The organism is Micromonospora sp. NPDC049081 (genome assembly GCF_040648835.1).
In the GTDB taxonomy this organism is placed as follows: Bacteria; Actinomycetota; Actinomycetes; order Mycobacteriales; family Micromonosporaceae; genus Micromonospora; species Micromonospora antibiotica.
In genome coordinates, this window is the sequence record NZ_JBEZEK010000005.1 from 232559 (window position 1) to 248155 (window position 15597).

A 15597-nucleotide genomic window follows, 5' to 3' on the forward strand; every position below is an offset into this window, starting at 1 on the left:
CCGGTGGGGTCAGTGCGGGCCCGGGGCGGCGCCGGTGAGGGTGGCGAGATAACGGCCGAGCAACTCGTGCCAGCCGGCCGTCAACGCCGCACGGTAGCCCTCGGCGGCCTCACCGTGCCGGTCGAAGTGCCGGTGCTCCAGCTCGATGCGGGTGCGCCCCGACTCGTCCGGCAGGAACAGCACCTCCACCTCGCTGGCGCGCGCCGGGTCGGGCACCGGGAGCCGGTCGGGGCCGAGTTGCCAGGTGAAGACGAGCCGCCGTGGCGGGTCCCAGGTGAGCACCCGGCCCCAGTCGCCCCGGAAGCCGTACGGGCCGATCTCGTAGAGCATGCCGCCGGCCCGGGGCTCCATCCCCAGCTCGGCGAGCGCCGCCGGGCCGGACCAGGTGTACTCCCGGACCCACCAGTCGGCCAGCGAGCCGGTGAAGACCGCGAAGGCCTGCTCGGCGGTGGCGGGGACGAGGAGCGTGGAGCGCAACGAATACCGGTCGACGTCCTGATGGACGCCCTCCGGATTCGCCTTCTCCTGCCCCATAGGCCCGGACCATACCGGCTGATGAGGCGCTCTGCAGCCTCGCGTACTGGCCCCTTCCGGACAATGGACATGGACCGGGCGCGGTTGGGCATCACCGGGCGGGAACGGGCTCAGGTGACGGCCACCGTGCAGCCGCCAAGCGGACGGCCCGCGACTGCGCGACAGGGACACCGTGCCCGGCGGCTACCGGGGCGCGGTGGTCGCGAGGGGAGGTCTCGATCGGCACAGGGCCAGGTCGCGGGTGCAGCTACCCGTGGCCGGGGCGGCGGTGGGCTGCCAGTGGGCATTCCGGCCGGAACGGGGGCAGGCCGGGGGGACGCCACATCTGGGTCGGATACACGAAAACGGTGACCGCGTTTCCGCAGGTCACCGCTCTCTGTAGCCCGGCGAAAGGCTATGTGGCCAGGGGCGGGGTCGAACCGCCGACCTTCCGATTTTCAGTCGGACGCTCGTACCAACTGAGCTACCTGGCCTGGTGCTTCGGGACATGTTACCCGGAGGGCGGGGTCTCCGCCGACAGGGTGACACGTCCCGATACGCAGAACGCCGCGCAATGGTGCACGCGGCGTCGGCGCTGGCGGTCCTGACGGGACTTGAACCCGCGACCTCCGCCTTGACAGGGCGGCGAGCACTCCAACTGCTCCACAGGACCTAGCTTTGTTGCCTCCGGCTGGGCCGGATCGTGCCCCCAACGGGATTCGAACCCGTGCTACCGCCTTGAAAGGGCGGCGTCCTGGGCCGCTAGACGATGAGGGCGGCCCCGCCATCATTGCACACTCGCAACTTCAAGCGGACTTGCTCCCATCCGGCCCCGCCGGAGGCATGAGAAGCATATGCCATGCCCCGGCGGTCGACCAAACCGGTATGCCCGCCGGGGTGCGGCCCGGCAAAGTAGCAGGTCAGCGAGGTGGTGCGATGCCGAAACGGCGCTTGAGGTCGCCGATGACCTGCGGCACGGCGCCCAGGGTGCGGCTCCGGTCACCCCCGCCGTCATGCATCAGCACCACCGCACCGGGGCGGGAGGCGCTCCTGATCCGCCCGGAGATCACCCCGGAAGTGGGCTTCGCCCAGTCCTGGGGGTCGACGGTCCAGTGCAGCGACCGCATGCCGAGTTCCTTGGCGACCTGCACCACCTCCGGCGTCCACCGGCCACCGGGCTGCCGGTAGAACGGCACCTTCGCGCCCGGGACCGCCTTGGTGATGGCCTGGTTGGTGCGCACCAGGTCGGCCCGGATGTCGGCGACCGGCCGGCGACCCAGGTCGACGTCGTGGTGCCAGCTGTGGTTGCAGAGCTGGTGCCCCTCGCGGACGATCCGGGCCACCAGCTCCGGGTGCTTGCGGACCTGGGTGCCGACCACGCAGAACGTCGCCTTGACCTTCGCCGCCCGGAGCTGGTTGAGCACCTTCGGCGTCCAGGTCGGGTCGGGTCCGTCGTCGAAGGTCAGCGCCACCGCGCGTACCCCGGTCGCCTTACGCAATCCGGCGGGCAGCGTCTTGGGCTTGGGCCGCAGCCGGGGCTTCGGCTTCTTGGTCGGCGGCGGCGTCGGCACCGGGGTCTGGGCCGGCTCGGGTGCGGAGGTCGTCGGGGCGGGCGCGGCGGCCGGCCGGACGTGCCGGGGCTTGTCTCCACAGCCGGCGACCAGCAGGAGCAGACCCAGGACAACCGCCAGGACGGGGCGTGAACGCATCGTCACTCCGAGGGATGGGGGTACGCGGACGGCCCCGACGGTAGTTCACGAAAGCGAAATATGTCAGGCCAGGTCGGTCCCGGTGGACTGGTCCAACGAATCCCGGACGGCCAGCGCGAGCGACACCGCCTCGGCCAGGTCGACCGGTCGGACCACTCCGGCGGGCAGGGTGTCGGCCCGCCAGCCCGGCCCGGCGGCGAGCACCAGCAGCGGTCGGCGGGGCACCGCGAGCAGGGCGGAGAGCTGCCCCGGATCGGCGGTGGGGCGGGTGTGCGACCAGACCACCACGGCCGCCGGCCCGGTCCGGTTGACCGCCTCGACCAGCGCGGCCACCGGCACCCGGGCGCCGAGCATCCGGTACGCCACCCCCGCCTCGGCCAGCGCCGCGGCGAGCGCCTCCAGGGGCAGGGTGTGCTGCTCCTCGTCGGCGCAGGACAGCAGGATGCGGGCCGGCCCGGTGGCCCGGCCGGAGCGGGCGACGGCGGCGAACGCCTCGGAGACGCACCGGGACATCAGGTGCTCCACGTCGATCAGGCCGGCGGTGGCCACGAACCGCTCACCGATGCCGGCCAGCACCGGCCGGAGCAGCCCCTCCCAGGTGGCGATCACCCCGTCGGTGGCCAGCGCCTGGGAGATGGTGTCGCCGATCGCCGCCGCGTCCAGTCGCATCGCGGCACGGGCCAGCCCCCGGGCCGCCGGTCCCGCCCGGCCGACGGGGATGGCCTGTCCGCCGCCGTCCCGGCTGGCCCCGGCCGGCAGGCGTACCGCGGTGCCGGGGCTCTGCTTCGCCCAGCGGGCCGCCTCCGCCGGGCTGACCCCCTCGGCGGTGAGCTTCCGCATGATCTCCAGGCGGGCCAGGTCGGCCGGGGTGTAGCGCCGGTGGTGACCGGGGACGTGCTCGCTCGGGCCGAGGCCGTAGCGCTGGTGCCAGGTACGCAGGGTGGTGACCGCCACGCCGAGCCGGCGTGCCACGGCCCCCGCGCTCAGCGGCTCAGCGACCACCCGACCGCTCCGACGCGTCGTCCACCCGGCGGCCGGACGGTATTGCGGAGCCGGCGGCGGGACCCCCGGCGGGAGCCTCGGGACCCCCGGCGGGAGCATCGGGGTCGGCGACGGCAGGAGCGTCGGGGCCGGTGGTGGTCGGGGCCGGCCGGAGCAGTCGGCTCACCACGCCACCGAGCCAGGGGGCGTACGGGCGCGGGTCGGCGTCGATCTCGGTCATCAACCGGGTCGGGTCGACCCAGCGCAGCTCGGCCACCTCGTCCGGGTCCGGCCGCAGGGTGAGTGCGGCCGGCACGTCGGCCCGCAGCACGTGGTCGTACTCGAACTCGACCCGACCGGTGGCCGGGTCCTCGGCGTAGTAGAGGTAGACGCCGACCTCGGTCAGCGACACCGGCCCGGCGCCCAGCTCCTCGGCGAGCCGGCGGTTGGCGGCCTCCGCCAGTGACTCGGCCGGCAGCGGGTGCCCACAGCACGAGTTGGCCCAGCGCAGCGGGAACCGGGTCTTGACCGGGGCCCGCTGTTGCAGGAGGACCCGGCCGTCCGGGTCGACCAACAGCACCGAGAAGGCCCGGTGCAGGCGACCGGGTGCCTGGTGGGCGGCGGCGACGGTGGTCTCGCCGAGCACCCGTCCGGTGTCGTCGACCAGCTCGACGAGGTGAGCCTCCCGGGATTTCACGCGGTCACCGACCCGCGCCGGTGATGCGGTTGGCGGCCAGCTTGCCGGAGATCAGCACCATCGGCACACCGACACCGGGCTGGGTGCCGGAGCCGGTGAAGACCACGTTGGGCAGGCTGCGGTGCAGATTGGACGGGCGGAACGGCCCGGTCTGGAAGAGGCTGTGCGCGGCGGCGAACGGCGTACCGGCGGCCATTCCCTGCTCCTCCCACTCGGCGGGGGTGATCGTACGCAACACCTCGATGCCGGCGCCGAACCCGACGTACCCGCGTTCCTCCAGCGTGGCGACGAGCTGGTCGGCGTAGCGCCGGCTCAGGTCGCCCCGCCAGTCGAACGGGGCCCGGTCGAGGTTGGGCACCGGGGCCAGCACGTAGTAGGTGTGCCGGCCGTCCGGGGCGACCGACGGGTCGGTCCGGCTCGGGTTGGTGACCAGCAGCGACGGGTCGCTCATCAGCTCGCCGCGCCTGATCACCTCGTCGAAGGTGCCTTTCCAGGACCGTCCGAAGTGGATGTTGTGATGAGCGATCTTCCCATACCCCTGCGTCGATCCGACGTGCAGGACCACGCAGGACGGCGAGTAGGTCAGCTTCCGCTGCCGCCCCTCGGGGAGCAGGTCGCGGTAGGCGACCGGCAGGTCCGGGTTGAGCACCACCACGTCGGCCGGGATCAGCTCGCCGTCGGCGGTGACCACGCCGGTGGCCCGGCCGTTGGCGGTCTCCACCCGGGCGACCGTGGTGTCGTAGCGGATCTGGACGCCGTGCTTCTCGGCCGCGCCGGCCATCCCCTTGGAGACCGCGTGGATGCCGCCGCGCGGGAAGTAGACCCCGGCCACCGAGTCGAGGTACGCGATGACGCTGTAGATGGCCAGCGCGTCGTGCGGCGAGAGCCCGGCGTACATCGCCTGGAAGGAGAAGATCCGCTGGGTACGCGGGTCGGAGAAGAACTGGTTGATCTTGGTTTGGAGTCGCCGGAACGCCCCGTTCGCCAGCAACTTCAGCAGGTTGCCGGTGAGCAGGTCGGTCGGGGCGTCCAGGTTGCGGTCGATGAAGTCGGCCCGTTCCCAGTTCCACAGGTTGCGGGCGTAGTCGACGAACCGGAGGTAGCCGTCGGCCTCGCGGGGGCCGCAGACCCGGGAGATCTCGGCCGCCATCCGGGTGGTGTCGGTGATCACGTCCAGGGTGGAGCCGTCCGGGTAGTAGGCCCGGTAGGCGGGGTCGACCGGGGTCAGGTCGAGCCAGTCGTGCAGCTCCTCGCCGACCGCACCGAGCGCCTCGGCGATCAGGTCGGGCATGGTGAGCACGGTGGGGCCGGTGTCGAACTCGTACCCGTCGACGCTGAGCCGACCGGCCCGTCCGCCCGGCACCGGCTCGCGTTCCAGCACGGTCACCTGCCGGCCGCTACCGGCCAGGTGCAGCGCACACGCCAGCCCGCCCAGGCCCGCGCCCACGACCACCACCCGGTCCGTACGTCCCGTCACGGTCCGCACGCGACCACCTCCTTCAGAAAGTTGCCCATCATGCCCGCCGCGTCGCGGCGGCGGTGGCGAGACCGGTCAGCGCGGTGCGCGCCGTCTCGTCGATCGACGCGGTCTCCAACGCGGCGAGCGCGTCGGTGACCCGGTCGGAGATCATGCGCTCGACCCGGCCGACCGCTCCGGTGTCGGCGACGATGTCGGCCAGCCGGGCGACCTCGCGGATGCCGACGGCGGTGCCGGCCCGCTCCAACGCCCGCCGCTGGCCGCCGGTGGCGAGTTGGCGGGCGAGCATCAGCAGCACCGTCGGCTTGCCGGTGCGCAGGTCGTCGCCGGCCGGCTTGCCGGTCGCCGCCGGGTCACCGTAGACGCCGAGCAGGTCGTCGCGGAGCTGGAACGCCTCGCCGACGGCCAGCCCGTAGCGGGTGTACGCGGCGATCAGCGGCGCGTCGGGCTCGGTGCCGGCCAGGCAGGCGCCGAAGAGCAGCGGACGCTGGACGGTGTAGCTGGCCGTCTTGTAGCGGGCCACCCGCAGCGCCCGGTCCACCGACCAGTTCGCCGCGTCGTTCTCGCCGAGCACGTCGAGGTACTGCCCGGCGATGGTCTCGACGCGCATCTGGTCGTAGCAGCGCCGCACCTCCAGCATCCGGGTCGGCGGCACGGTGGCGTGGGCGAGCAGCCGGTCCGCCCAGACCAGGCAGAGGTCGCCGATGAGGACGGCAACCGACTCACCGAACCGACCCGGATCGCCGGTGTGTCCGGCGGTGACGTGCCGGGCGGCGGCGGCCCGGTGCACGGTGGGCAGGCCCCGTCGGGTGTCCGAGGCGTCCATCACGTCGTCGTGCACCAGGGCGAAGGTGTGCAGCAGTTCCAGGGCGGCCAGCGCGGGCAGCACGGTGGGCAGTGGCGCGTCGCCGCCCACCACGCCCCGCCAGCCCCAGTAGGCGAAGGTCGGGCGGACCCGCTTGCCGCCGGCCAGCACGCAGTCGCGTGCCGTCGCGGCGAAACCGCCCATCGCTGCGTCGATCTCGGTCAGCGCGTCGACCTCGCGGGCGAGGAACGCCGCCAGGGTGCCGTCGACGTCGTCGACCAGGTCACGGGCGAAGGCGGCCAGTACGCCGTGGACCGGATCGTCCGTCGCTCCCGGCTGTGCCGGCGCGACGCGGAGCGCGTTACCCGCAACTGCGTCGTTGGCCATGGGGGCGAGCGTACCCTAGGGTTACGAGTTGCGTCGATTGCTGCGTCGAATCAGAGGAGGCCCGGTGGACACCGATCTCACCGCTGCCTATGCCCGCTGCCAGGAGCTGCACAGACACCACGGGCGCACCTACTATCTCGCCACCCGGCTGCTCCCCGCATGGAAACGCCGACACGTGCACGCCCTGTACGGGTTCACCCGCTACGCCGACGAGATCGTGGACCGCACCGAGGACCTGCCCCCCGCCGAGCGGGCCGCCCGGCTGGACGCCTGGGGTTCCCGCTTCGTCGCCGGCCTGCACGGTGCGCCGGTCGACGACCCGCTGCTGCCGGCGGTGCTGCACACCATCGCCGTGTTCGACCTGGACCGGACCGACTTCGCGTCGTTCCTGCGCAGCATGGCGATGGACCTGACCGTCATGTCGTACCCGACCTACGACGACCTGCTCGACTACATGGAGGGCTCGGCGGCGGTCATCGGCACCATGATGCTGCCCATCCTCGGCAGCTCCGACCCGGTCGCCGCCCGGGAACCGGCCCGGCAGCTCGGGTTCGCCTTCCAGCTGACCAACTTCATCCGGGACGTCGCCGAGGACCTCGACCGGGGCCGCACCTACCTGCCCGACGAGGACCTCGCCAAGTTCAACGTCACCCGCGAGGACCTGCTCGCCGCCCAGGCCGCCGGCCACAGCACCGACAAGATCCGCGACCTGATCGAGTACGAGGTGACCCGCGCCCAGGCCCACTACGCCGCCGCCGCGCCGGGCATCACCCTGCTCGCCCCCGCCTCCCAGGCGTGCATGCGCACCGCCTACGCCCTCTACGGCGGCATCCTCGACGAGGTCGCCGCCCAGGACTACGACGTGTTCGTGAAGCGGGCCGTGGTGCCCCAGCGGCGACGGCTGGCGGTGGCGGCGAAGGCTCTGCTGACCCGTACCGGCACCCCGGTCGTGGTGCCCGGCCCGGCCCTGACGTGAGCGGCCGTACGGCGGTGGTGTTGTTCACCCGCGACCTGCGGGTGCACGACCACCCGGCGCTGGCGACGGCCTGCGCCGCCTTCGACCGGGTGGTGCCGCTGTACGTCCTCGACCCGACGTTGGCCGACCACTCGCCCAACCGCACCCGGTTCCTGCACCAGTGCCTCGCCGAGCTGCGGGACACCCTGCGCGGGCTCGGCGGTGACCTGGTGATCCGCCGGGGTGACCCGGTGGCCGAGGCGGTCCGGGTGGCCCGGGAGATGGGTGCCGAGGGCATCGGCCTGTCCGCCGACGTCAGCCGCTACGCCCAGCGCCGGGAACGCCGGCTGCGCGCCGAGTGCGACCGGCACCGGCTCGCCCTGCGGCTCTTCCCCGGCGTCACGATCGTCGAGCCGGGGGCGCTGCGACCCGGCGGCGGCGACCACTACCGGGTGTTCACCCCCTACCACCGGGTCTGGTCGGCGGCGCAGTGGCGCGAGGAGCTGGCCGCGCCCCGGCGGGTCACCCTGCCCGACGGGGTTGCGGTCGGCCGGCTGCCGGCCCTGCCGAAGGGCGAGTCGCCGCAGGCCGCGGTCGGCGGCGAGACCGTCGGGCAGCGCCGGCTCACGCAGTGGTTGCCGACCCTGCGCCGGTACGACGACATCCACGACGACCTGGCCGGTGACGAGACCTCCCGGCTCAGCCCGTACCTGCGGTTCGGTTGCCTGTCCCCGCTGGCGGTGGCGAACCGGGCCGACGACCGGGGGCACCCGTTCGTCAGGCAGCTCTGCTGGCGGGACTTCTACCACCAGGTCACCGCCGCCTTCCCGGAGATCGCGGCGAAGGCGTACCGGCGCGGGGCCACCGAGGACTGGCGGTACGACGCGGCGGCGCTGACCGCCTGGACCGAGGGTCGGACCGGAATGCCGATCGTGGACGCCGGGATGCGCCAGCTGCACGCCGAGGGGTGGATGCACAACCGGGCCCGGCTGATCACCGCCGGCTACCTGACCAAGGTGCTCGGCCTGGACTGGCGGCCCGGTCTCGCGGTCTTCTCCCGCTGGCTGCTCGACGGGGACGTGCCCGACAACTCCGGCAACTGGCAGTGGGTGGCCGGCACCGGCAACGACAGCCGCCCCTACCGCGGGCTCAACCCGGTCCGCCAGGCCGAACGCTACGACCCCGACGGCGGGTACGTGCGTCGTTGGGTGCCCGAGCTGGCGGCGGTGGCCGGCAAGGCCGTGCACCAGCCGTGGCGGCTGCCCGTCGAGGTGCGCCGCACCCTCGACTACCCGCCGCCGCTGGAGGTGCCCGGCGCCGACCCGGTCTGGTTGCGCTGACCCCGTCCGGCGGCCCGGCCCACCGTCACCCGCGCCACACGGTGACCTTGATGATCAGACCGCCGTCGTCCAGCGTGTTTACCGCCTGCAACCAGCCGGGGTGCCCCTCCGAGGTGGTGAAGCAGTACTGCTGGTTGCCGCCGCCGATGTAGTGGTGCGCGAAGCTCTGCTGCCCGGCCTCCCGGTAGTCGCGGCAACGCGCGTCGGCGTCCTGCTCCGGCCCCTTGTTGCTGTCGTCGTACATCGCGCTGTGCCGGGCGCTGGAGTAGAGGATGTAGCCCCAGTCCAGATAGACGTCGACGTCGGCGTCCTGGGTGTTGCGGCGTTCGGCCCGGCCCCGGTCCAGCTCCACCCCGGTCTTCTTGCCGAGTTGCACCACGTCGCTGAAGAGGACAGTGGCGGGCGAGGCCGGCGCGGTGGCGGCCGGTGTGGCGGCGGCTGGCGCGGTCGTGGTCGGTGTGGTGGTGGTCGGGCCGGCTGCCGGGGCGGCCGTTGTCGACCCGGCGGTGGCGGCCCGGTGGTCGGGGCGGGTGACCGCCAGCAGGACGCCACCCCCGGCGAGGACCAGCAGCAGCCCGAGACTGACGGACGCCGCCAGCCAGCGGCGCTGCCGCAGCCGGTACGCCAGCAGCCCGATCAGGGCGAGCGCGGCGGTCAGGACCCACAGCGGCCACCACGGATCGGCCCGTAGCACCTGCACCAGACCGACGAGCCCGGCAGCGGCGGTGATCAGGTTGGCGGCCAGGCTGGACCGGTCGGGGGACCGGGCGGGCTCGGGCGTTCCCGGGGAGTGACCGGCGGCAGGAGCGTCGTGTTCCACGAGGAAGAAAGCGTACGCATGGTGCGCGATCGATGACAGTGCTCACGCCGTCAGCCGCCGGTCGTCTTTCCGTCACCACCGGGATACCGGAGGGGGTGCATGGTGCCGGGGCGGGTGCCGAGCGCGGCGGTACGCGGTGCTTCGTCGGCTCACCGGCGCGGGAATTCCGGGGCGGACCGGTGGTCGGGGGCGGGGCCGTGCGGAATGCTGGCGGGATGGCAGAGCCGGAACTGGTGGACGTGGTCGTGGTCGGGCTCGGCGTGGGCGGCGAGGAGGTGGCCGGGCGACTCGCCGAGGCCGGCCTCAGCGTCGTCGGCGTCGAACGGGACCTGGTCGGCGGGGAGTGCCCGTACTGGGGGTGCATCCCCAGCAAGATGATGATCCGGGCGGCGAACGCCCTGGCCGAGGCGCGACGGGTCGACGGGCTGGCCGGGTCGGCGCAGGTCCGGGCCGACTGGGCGCCGGTGGCGAAACGCATCCGGGAGGAGGCCACCGACACCTGGAACGACCGGGCCGCGGTGGACCGGTTCACCGGCAAGGGCGGGCGGTTCCTGCGCGGCAGCGGCCGACTCGACGGTCCCGGCCGGGTCCGGGTCGGTGACCAGGTGTTCCAGGCCCGGCGGGGGATCGTCCTCGGCACCGGTACCCGCCCGTCGATCCCGCCGATCGACGGGCTGGCGGGCACCCCGTACTGGACGAACCACCAGGCGATCGAGGTGGCGGAGCTGCCGGCGACCCTGCTGATCATCGGGGGTGGGGCGATCGGGCTGGAGCTGGCGCAGGTCTTCGCCCGGTTCGGGGTCGGGGTGACCGTGCTGGAGGCGTCCGGCCGGGTGCTCGCCCTCGAAGAGCCGGAGTCGTCCGAGGTGGCCGCCGCCGCGTTGCGTGCCGACGGGGTGGAGATCGCCACCGAGGTCAAGATCGAACGGGTCGGCCACGACGACGACACCTTCACCGTGTACGCCGCCGGTGACCGGTCGTTCAGCGCCGAGAAGCTGCTGGTGGTGACCGGTCGCCGGGCCCACCTGGACGAGTTGGGGTTGGACACCGTCGGGGTGGACGCCACCCAGCGCTACCTGCCGGTGGACGACCGGATGCACGTCACCGACGGGATCTGGGCGGTCGGCGACGTGACCGGCGAGGGCGCGTTCACCCACATCGCCATGTACCAGGCGTCGATCGTGGTCGCCGACGTGCTCGACCGCGCCCGGCGGGCCGAGGGCGGCCCCGACGCCAGCGGCACCGCCAGCGTGGTGGGCGGTGCGATGGGCGCGGCCAGCGCCGTCGGGGGTTCGATGGGCGCGGCCGGCCCGAGCGGCGCCGCCGGCACCGTCCCCCGCGCCGACTACCGGGCGCTGCCCCGGGTCACCTTCACCGACCCGGAGGTGGGCGCGGTCGGGCTCACCGAACGGCAGGCCCGCGAGCGGGGCATCAACGTGCAGGTCGGCTTCACCGAGCTGTCGTCGTCCACCCGGGGCTGGATCCACGGTGGCGAACCGGGCGGCTTCATCAAGGTGATCGCCGACGCCGACCAGGGGGTGCTGATCGGTGCGACGTCGGTCGGCCCGGCCGGGGGTGAGGTGCTGTCGGCGCTGGTCGTGGCGGTGCACGCGGCCGTCCCGGTCAGCCAGCTGAGGCACATGATCTATGCGTACCCGACGTTCCACCGGGCCATCCAGAGCGCCCTGAACGACCTGAGCTGAGCCCGGCGCACCGGCCCGGCGCGGCGCAACCGCCGCGTCGGCCGGTCCGGTCCGGCCTCGGAGCAGACCGGGCCAGGTTCCCGATCCGCGCCGGCCGGGCCGGGTTCCCGGTTCATGCCGGCCGGGCGGGGTGCGCGGTTCGTGCCGGCCGGGCGTGGTGCGCGGTTCGCGCCGCCGGGTGGGGTTCCCGGTTCGTGCCCCGGGCCGGGTTGGGTTCCCGGTTCGCACCGGCCAGGTGGGGTTCCCGGTTCGCGCCGGCCGGGCCGGAATTACTGTCCGTGCCGGCCGGCACCGGCGGCGAACCGGGCCGCGCCGGCGGTGGCGTCCGCCGCCAACGAGTCGATGCCGTAGGCGAACTCGGTGGCGAACGCCTCCGGCTCGGGCCGGCCGGCACCGGCCAGCACCGAAGCCCGGTCGTTGCGCAGGCAGGTCTGCGGATGCCGGGCGATCTCGGCGGCCAGCCGCTCGGCCGCCGTCCGCGCCTCACCCGGCGCGACCACCCGGTTGACCAGCCCCATCGCGTACGCCTCGTCGGCGGGCACCGGGCGGCCGGTGAGGATCAGGTCCATCGCCCGGCTCTGGCCGATCAGCCGGGGCAGTCGTACCGTGCCGCCGTCGATCAGCGGCACTCCCCAGCGTCGGCAGGACACCCCGAGCACCGCGTCCGACTCGGCGACCCGCAGATCGCACCAGAGCGCCAGCTCCAGGCCGCCGGCCACCGCGTACCCGGAGATCGCCGCGACGACCGGCTTGGACAGTGCCATCCGGGTCGGACCCATCGGGCCGTCGCCGTCGGGCTCGACCCGGTTGCCGCTCGGCGTGCCGATGGCCTTGAGGTCGGCACCCGAGCAGAACGTGCCGCCCGCGCCCCACAGCACCGCGACCCGGGCCTCCGGGTCGGCCTCGAACGCGCGGAACGCGTCGGCGAGCGCCCGCGCGGTCGGCCCGTCAACGGCGTTGCGCGACGCCGCCCGGTCGAGGATCACCGTGGTCACCGCCCTGTTCCGGGCAACATGCACCGCCATCCCCCCAGCATCCCCCGCCCACCCCCGCCCGGCCACCCCGCCTGCGCCCGCAGGCCCCGCCGGTTGCGCGGGGCTTGCGGGTGCGCTCCCCGCTCATCCCGCCTGTCCGCAGGCGCTGCCCGTTGCGCGGGGCTTGCGGTTGCCACCCCGCCTGTCCTTGCCTACACCCGCAGGCCCTGTTTGTTGTGCGGGGCTTGCGGGTGCGCTCCCCGCCCGCCCCGCCCGCCCGCAGGCCCTGCCTGTTGCGCGGGGCCTGCGGGTGCGCTCCCCGCCCCGCCTGCCCGCCCGCCCCGCCTGCCCGCCCGCCCCGTCTGCCCGCAGGCCCTGCCTGCTGTGCGGGGCTTGCGGGTTGCGCTGGGGCGGGGTCCCTTGGGGCTTGGGCGGCGCCATCGGCGCGACAATGGCGGGGATCTGCGTGGGCGGGTGGTGCCGGGGCGTGGTCGGCCGGTGCGGCCCGGTGTCACGCGGGCGCGGGCGGGGGTCAGCGGCGGTCGGTGATCCGGGTGAGGAAGGTCTGCCAGGCGGCGGGGGTGAAGGTCAGGGTGGGGCCGTCGGGGTCCTTGGAGTCGCGGACGGCGATCATCCCGGGCAGGTTGCCGGCCACCTCGACGCAGTTTCCGCCGTTTCCGCTGCTGCGGGTGCTCTTGCGCCAACGTGCGTGGTTCAGTTCCATGTCTGGGCCACCTTCGTGATCAGATCGACGGACTGCCAGTGGGACAACGCCTCGCCGCGCACGTTCTCCCACGCTGTCATCATGGCCGCGAGGTCATCGAGATCGCTAATCACCTGCCCCTGGAGTTGGTTGTCGAGATAGCCGGCCACCCGGTGATCCGGGTTCGTCGCGATCACGAAGGGACCGTTCAGGCCGGCGTACTCGCCGACGGTGGCCGGCACGACGTGCACCCGGACGTGCGGCTGTTCGCAGGCCGTGGCGAGGGTGAGCAGCTGCTCGTGCATGGTCCGTCGGCCGCCGACCGGCCGGCGCAGGACCGTCTCGTCGAGCACCGCCGTGAGCTGCGGCGGATCGTCACGCTTCAGGATGGACTGGCGGGCGAGCCGGGCCGCGAGGTGCCGGTCGACGTCACCCCGGGGCAGCGTGCCCGCACCGAGCAGGACGGCTCGGGCGTACGCCTCCGTCTGGAGCAGGCCGGGGACCACGGCGGACTCGAACGAGCGCAGCGACAGGGCATCGCGTTCGATCTCCTGCCAGGGACGGAACCACACCGGCTCACGACGTCTTGAAGTGTCCGGCCAAATGTCTACGATGTCCCGCCGCAGTGCCTCCGCTGCGGCCACCCGGTGCCGGGCATGCGGGATCCGCCCTTCACTCAGCCAGCGGCCCACCGTCTTGGGATCGACACCCACGCGCTCGGCGAGGGATTCGGTGGTGTAGCCGGTTTCGTTGAGTGCCGCGCGCAGCGCATCGTTCACGACTCCTCCATCGGACGTCTCGAATTTCTGGTCACCATACGCCTACGCGGTGTATCTGTCTGACCACACCGAGGCACGATCTGCTGGAGGGCGGCGCGACCGGTGGAGGCGAAGGAACCCGGCGGTCGACGTCCAGCCCGGGGCCGCCCCGCCGAGGACGGGTGGGGCGGCCCCGATCCACCCGGAAGGAGAACCACAGTGCGACACCGCTCCCTGCACCACACCCGACCACACCTGCCGATGCGTCCACTGTGGCGGTGTCGGGGCTGCGGTGCGGAGTGGCCGTGTCAGCCGGCCCGGCTCGCCCTGCTGGTGGAGTACCGCGAGGACCGCACCGGCCTGCTCGTCTACCTGAGCACCCTGATGGCCGAGGCGGGTACGCAACTGTCCCAGCTCAACGGGAACGTCGTACCCGAGAATCTGATGGGTCGTTTCCTCGGGTGGGCCCGAGCGCGCGGGTCGGACACCAGCCCCTGACCCCGGCCGGCGGGCCGCCCACCGGGGCGCTGGTGGGCGGGATGCCGCGGCCGGTCGGTATCCGCGTCCCGGCACGGCGTTGATCAGGGCAAAGGGCAGATTCGTCCCGGCCGCCCGGTTTGCGGCCCGGTCAGCCGGGAAGTCGGAGAACGTGCGAGCGTTGATGACGAAACTCGAACAGGCCGCCGCGTTGGACCAGGCCGGCGACCGGTTGCAGCGTGCCGTCCAGGCGGCCCTGCGCCCACAGCGGGTGCGTGACCTGCTGCACGGCGTCTTCCTGGGCCATCCGCTGCACCCCGCGATGGTGCAGGTGCCGGTGGGGGCCTGGATCAGCGCGGCAGTGGTCGACCTGCTTCCCGGCCAACGTCGAGCGGCCACCACACTGGTCGCGCTGGGCACCGTGAGCGCGCTACCCGCCGCCGTGGCCGGACTCAACGACTGGGCGGAACTCTCCCGGGACCAGCGGCGGGTGGGACTCGTCCACGCCGCCGCCAACACCGTCGGCCTCACCCTGTACGCCGGCTCCCTCGCCGCCCGGTTGACCGGTCGGCACGGCGTCGGCCGGGCGCTGGCCTACCTGGGGCTGGGTGCGGCGAGCGCCGGGGCGTACCTCGGTGGGCACCTGGCGTACAAGCAGGGCGCGCAGGTCAGTCAGAGCGTCTCGGAGCTGCACCGGATGAGCGACGGTTGGCATCCGGTGGCCGAGCTGGCCGCGCTGCCGCAGCGGAAGCTGGTGACCCGCGAGGTGGACGACGTCTCGGTCATCCTCTACCGGCACGGCGACGAGGTCACCGTCCTGCTGGAGCGCTGCCCGCACCAGAGCGGTCCGCTCGGTGAGGGCGAGGTGCAGGAGATCGACGGGCACGCCTGCGTGGTCTGCCCCTGGCACGGCTCGGCGTTCCGCCTCGACGGCGGCGAGGTCGTCCACGGTCCCTCCGCCACCGACCAGCAGACCCTCCCCACCCGCGTGGTCGACGGCACCCTCCAAACCCGCCTCCCCTAACCCGGAAGTACACCTACTTCCTCCAGACCAGGGCCCCTTCCTTCCTCCAGACCAGGGCCCCTTCGCGCAGCGGAGCGACAAGACCTAACCCCATCCCTCCAACCCACCTACCCCGTCTCTCCCCCCGCCCCGTTGATCAAGCGACTGAGGCCCAACATCCCCGTTGATCAAGAGGTTTGCGTCAAATCCCCCCGTTGATCAAGAGGTTTAGGTCAAAGTTGATCTCCAAATTGACGTAAACCTCTTGATCAACGGGGCGAGACCAGCCGGGCGA

15 protein-coding genes and 3 tRNA genes are annotated in these 15597 nt (G+C 73.3%); 5 read left to right on the forward strand and 13 right to left on the reverse strand.

The features are described from left to right. Positions 1-9: 9 nt before the first annotated feature. The 9 genes from AB0B63_RS11130 to AB0B63_RS11170 all read right to left on the reverse strand — a co-directional run bounded on the left by AB0B63_RS11130 (position 10) and on the right by AB0B63_RS11170 (position 6569). Positions 10-534, reverse strand: a complete 525-nt coding sequence (locus AB0B63_RS11130) for an SRPBCC family protein (protein WP_208565366.1) — start codon at positions 532-534, stop codon at positions 10-12. Between the two features lie 399 nt (positions 535-933). Beyond that, positions 934-1007: transfer RNA gene (locus tag AB0B63_RS11135), tRNA-Phe, on the reverse strand. A 102-nt stretch (positions 1008-1109) separates the two neighbouring features. Beyond that, a tRNA-Asp gene (locus AB0B63_RS11140) sits at positions 1110-1186 on the reverse strand. A gap of 31 nt (positions 1187-1217) precedes the next feature. Continuing rightward, positions 1218-1290, reverse strand: a tRNA-Glu gene (locus tag AB0B63_RS11145). A gap of 143 nt (positions 1291-1433) precedes the next feature. Next, positions 1434-2222, reverse strand: coding sequence for a polysaccharide deacetylase family protein (locus AB0B63_RS11150; RefSeq protein WP_208565367.1), 789 nt, complete (start codon positions 2220-2222; stop codon positions 1434-1436). 63 nt (positions 2223-2285) lie between these two features. Beyond that, the gene (locus AB0B63_RS11155; RefSeq protein ID WP_208565368.1) at positions 2286-3224 is read right to left on the reverse strand and encodes a MerR family transcriptional regulator; all 939 of its coding nucleotides are present in this window, start codon (positions 3222-3224) and stop codon (positions 2286-2288) included. After that, positions 3214-3900: an isopentenyl-diphosphate Delta-isomerase gene (gene idi / locus AB0B63_RS11160; protein WP_357016946.1), complete on the reverse strand. Its 687-nt coding sequence runs from the start codon at positions 3898-3900 to the stop codon at positions 3214-3216. Before idi ends, AB0B63_RS11155 begins: the two co-directional genes overlap by 11 nt. 4 nt (positions 3901-3904) lie before the next feature. Continuing rightward, complete coding sequence (gene crtI, locus AB0B63_RS11165; protein WP_357016949.1) at positions 3905-5386, reverse strand: phytoene desaturase family protein; 1482 nt, start codon at positions 5384-5386, stop codon at positions 3905-3907. A gap of 28 nt (positions 5387-5414) precedes the next feature. Then, complete coding sequence (locus AB0B63_RS11170) at positions 5415-6569, reverse strand: polyprenyl synthetase family protein (protein ID WP_357016952.1); 1155 nt, start codon at positions 6567-6569, stop codon at positions 5415-5417. A gap of 64 nt (positions 6570-6633) precedes the next feature. Between AB0B63_RS11170 and AB0B63_RS11175 the strand changes: the two genes are divergently transcribed. Then, positions 6634-7545, forward strand: a complete 912-nt coding sequence (locus tag AB0B63_RS11175) for a phytoene/squalene synthase family protein (RefSeq protein WP_357016955.1) — start codon at positions 6634-6636, stop codon at positions 7543-7545. Further along, complete coding sequence (locus tag AB0B63_RS11180) at positions 7542-8864, forward strand: deoxyribodipyrimidine photo-lyase (RefSeq protein WP_357016958.1); 1323 nt, start codon at positions 7542-7544, stop codon at positions 8862-8864. The genes AB0B63_RS11175 and AB0B63_RS11180 overlap by 4 nt, the downstream gene beginning before the upstream one ends. A 25-nt stretch (positions 8865-8889) precedes the next feature. On the opposite strand, the gene AB0B63_RS11185 is transcribed toward AB0B63_RS11180, so the two are convergent. Next, entirely contained in the window at positions 8890-9684 is a 795-nt protein-coding gene (locus tag AB0B63_RS11185; RefSeq protein WP_357016962.1) for a hypothetical protein, read from the reverse strand. A gap of 215 nt (positions 9685-9899) precedes the next feature. Between AB0B63_RS11185 and AB0B63_RS11190 the strand changes: the two genes are divergently transcribed. After that, complete coding sequence (locus AB0B63_RS11190) at positions 9900-11387, forward strand: FAD-dependent oxidoreductase (protein ID WP_357016965.1); 1488 nt, start codon at positions 9900-9902, stop codon at positions 11385-11387. 269 nt (positions 11388-11656) lie between these two features. Here the strand turns inward: AB0B63_RS11190 and AB0B63_RS11195 are convergent, their stop codons facing one another. The 3 genes from AB0B63_RS11195 to AB0B63_RS11205 form a co-directional block, all read right to left on the reverse strand. Next, positions 11657-12412 (reverse strand): crotonase/enoyl-CoA hydratase family protein, encoded by a 756-nt coding sequence (locus AB0B63_RS11195; RefSeq protein WP_357016968.1) that lies wholly within the window; start codon positions 12410-12412, stop codon positions 11657-11659. A 481-nt stretch (positions 12413-12893) separates the two neighbouring features. Beyond that, complete coding sequence (locus tag AB0B63_RS11200; RefSeq protein ID WP_357016971.1) at positions 12894-13085, reverse strand: DUF397 domain-containing protein; 192 nt, start codon at positions 13083-13085, stop codon at positions 12894-12896. After that, entirely contained in the window at positions 13076-13843 is a 768-nt protein-coding gene (locus AB0B63_RS11205) for a helix-turn-helix transcriptional regulator (RefSeq protein ID WP_357016974.1), read from the reverse strand. The genes AB0B63_RS11200 and AB0B63_RS11205 overlap by 10 nt, the downstream gene beginning before the upstream one ends. Before the next feature lie 198 nt (positions 13844-14041). Here AB0B63_RS11205 and AB0B63_RS11210 point away from each other — a divergent pair, with 198 nt between their 5' ends. Together AB0B63_RS11210 and AB0B63_RS11215 are read left to right on the forward strand one after the other, a co-directional pair. Continuing rightward, positions 14042-14320 (forward strand): flavin reductase, encoded by a 279-nt coding sequence (locus AB0B63_RS11210; protein WP_357016977.1) that lies wholly within the window; start codon positions 14042-14044, stop codon positions 14318-14320. A gap of 151 nt (positions 14321-14471) precedes the next feature. After that, entirely contained in the window at positions 14472-15323 is an 852-nt protein-coding gene (locus AB0B63_RS11215) for a Rieske 2Fe-2S domain-containing protein (protein ID WP_357016980.1), read from the forward strand. Positions 15324-15597 lie beyond the last annotated feature (274 nt).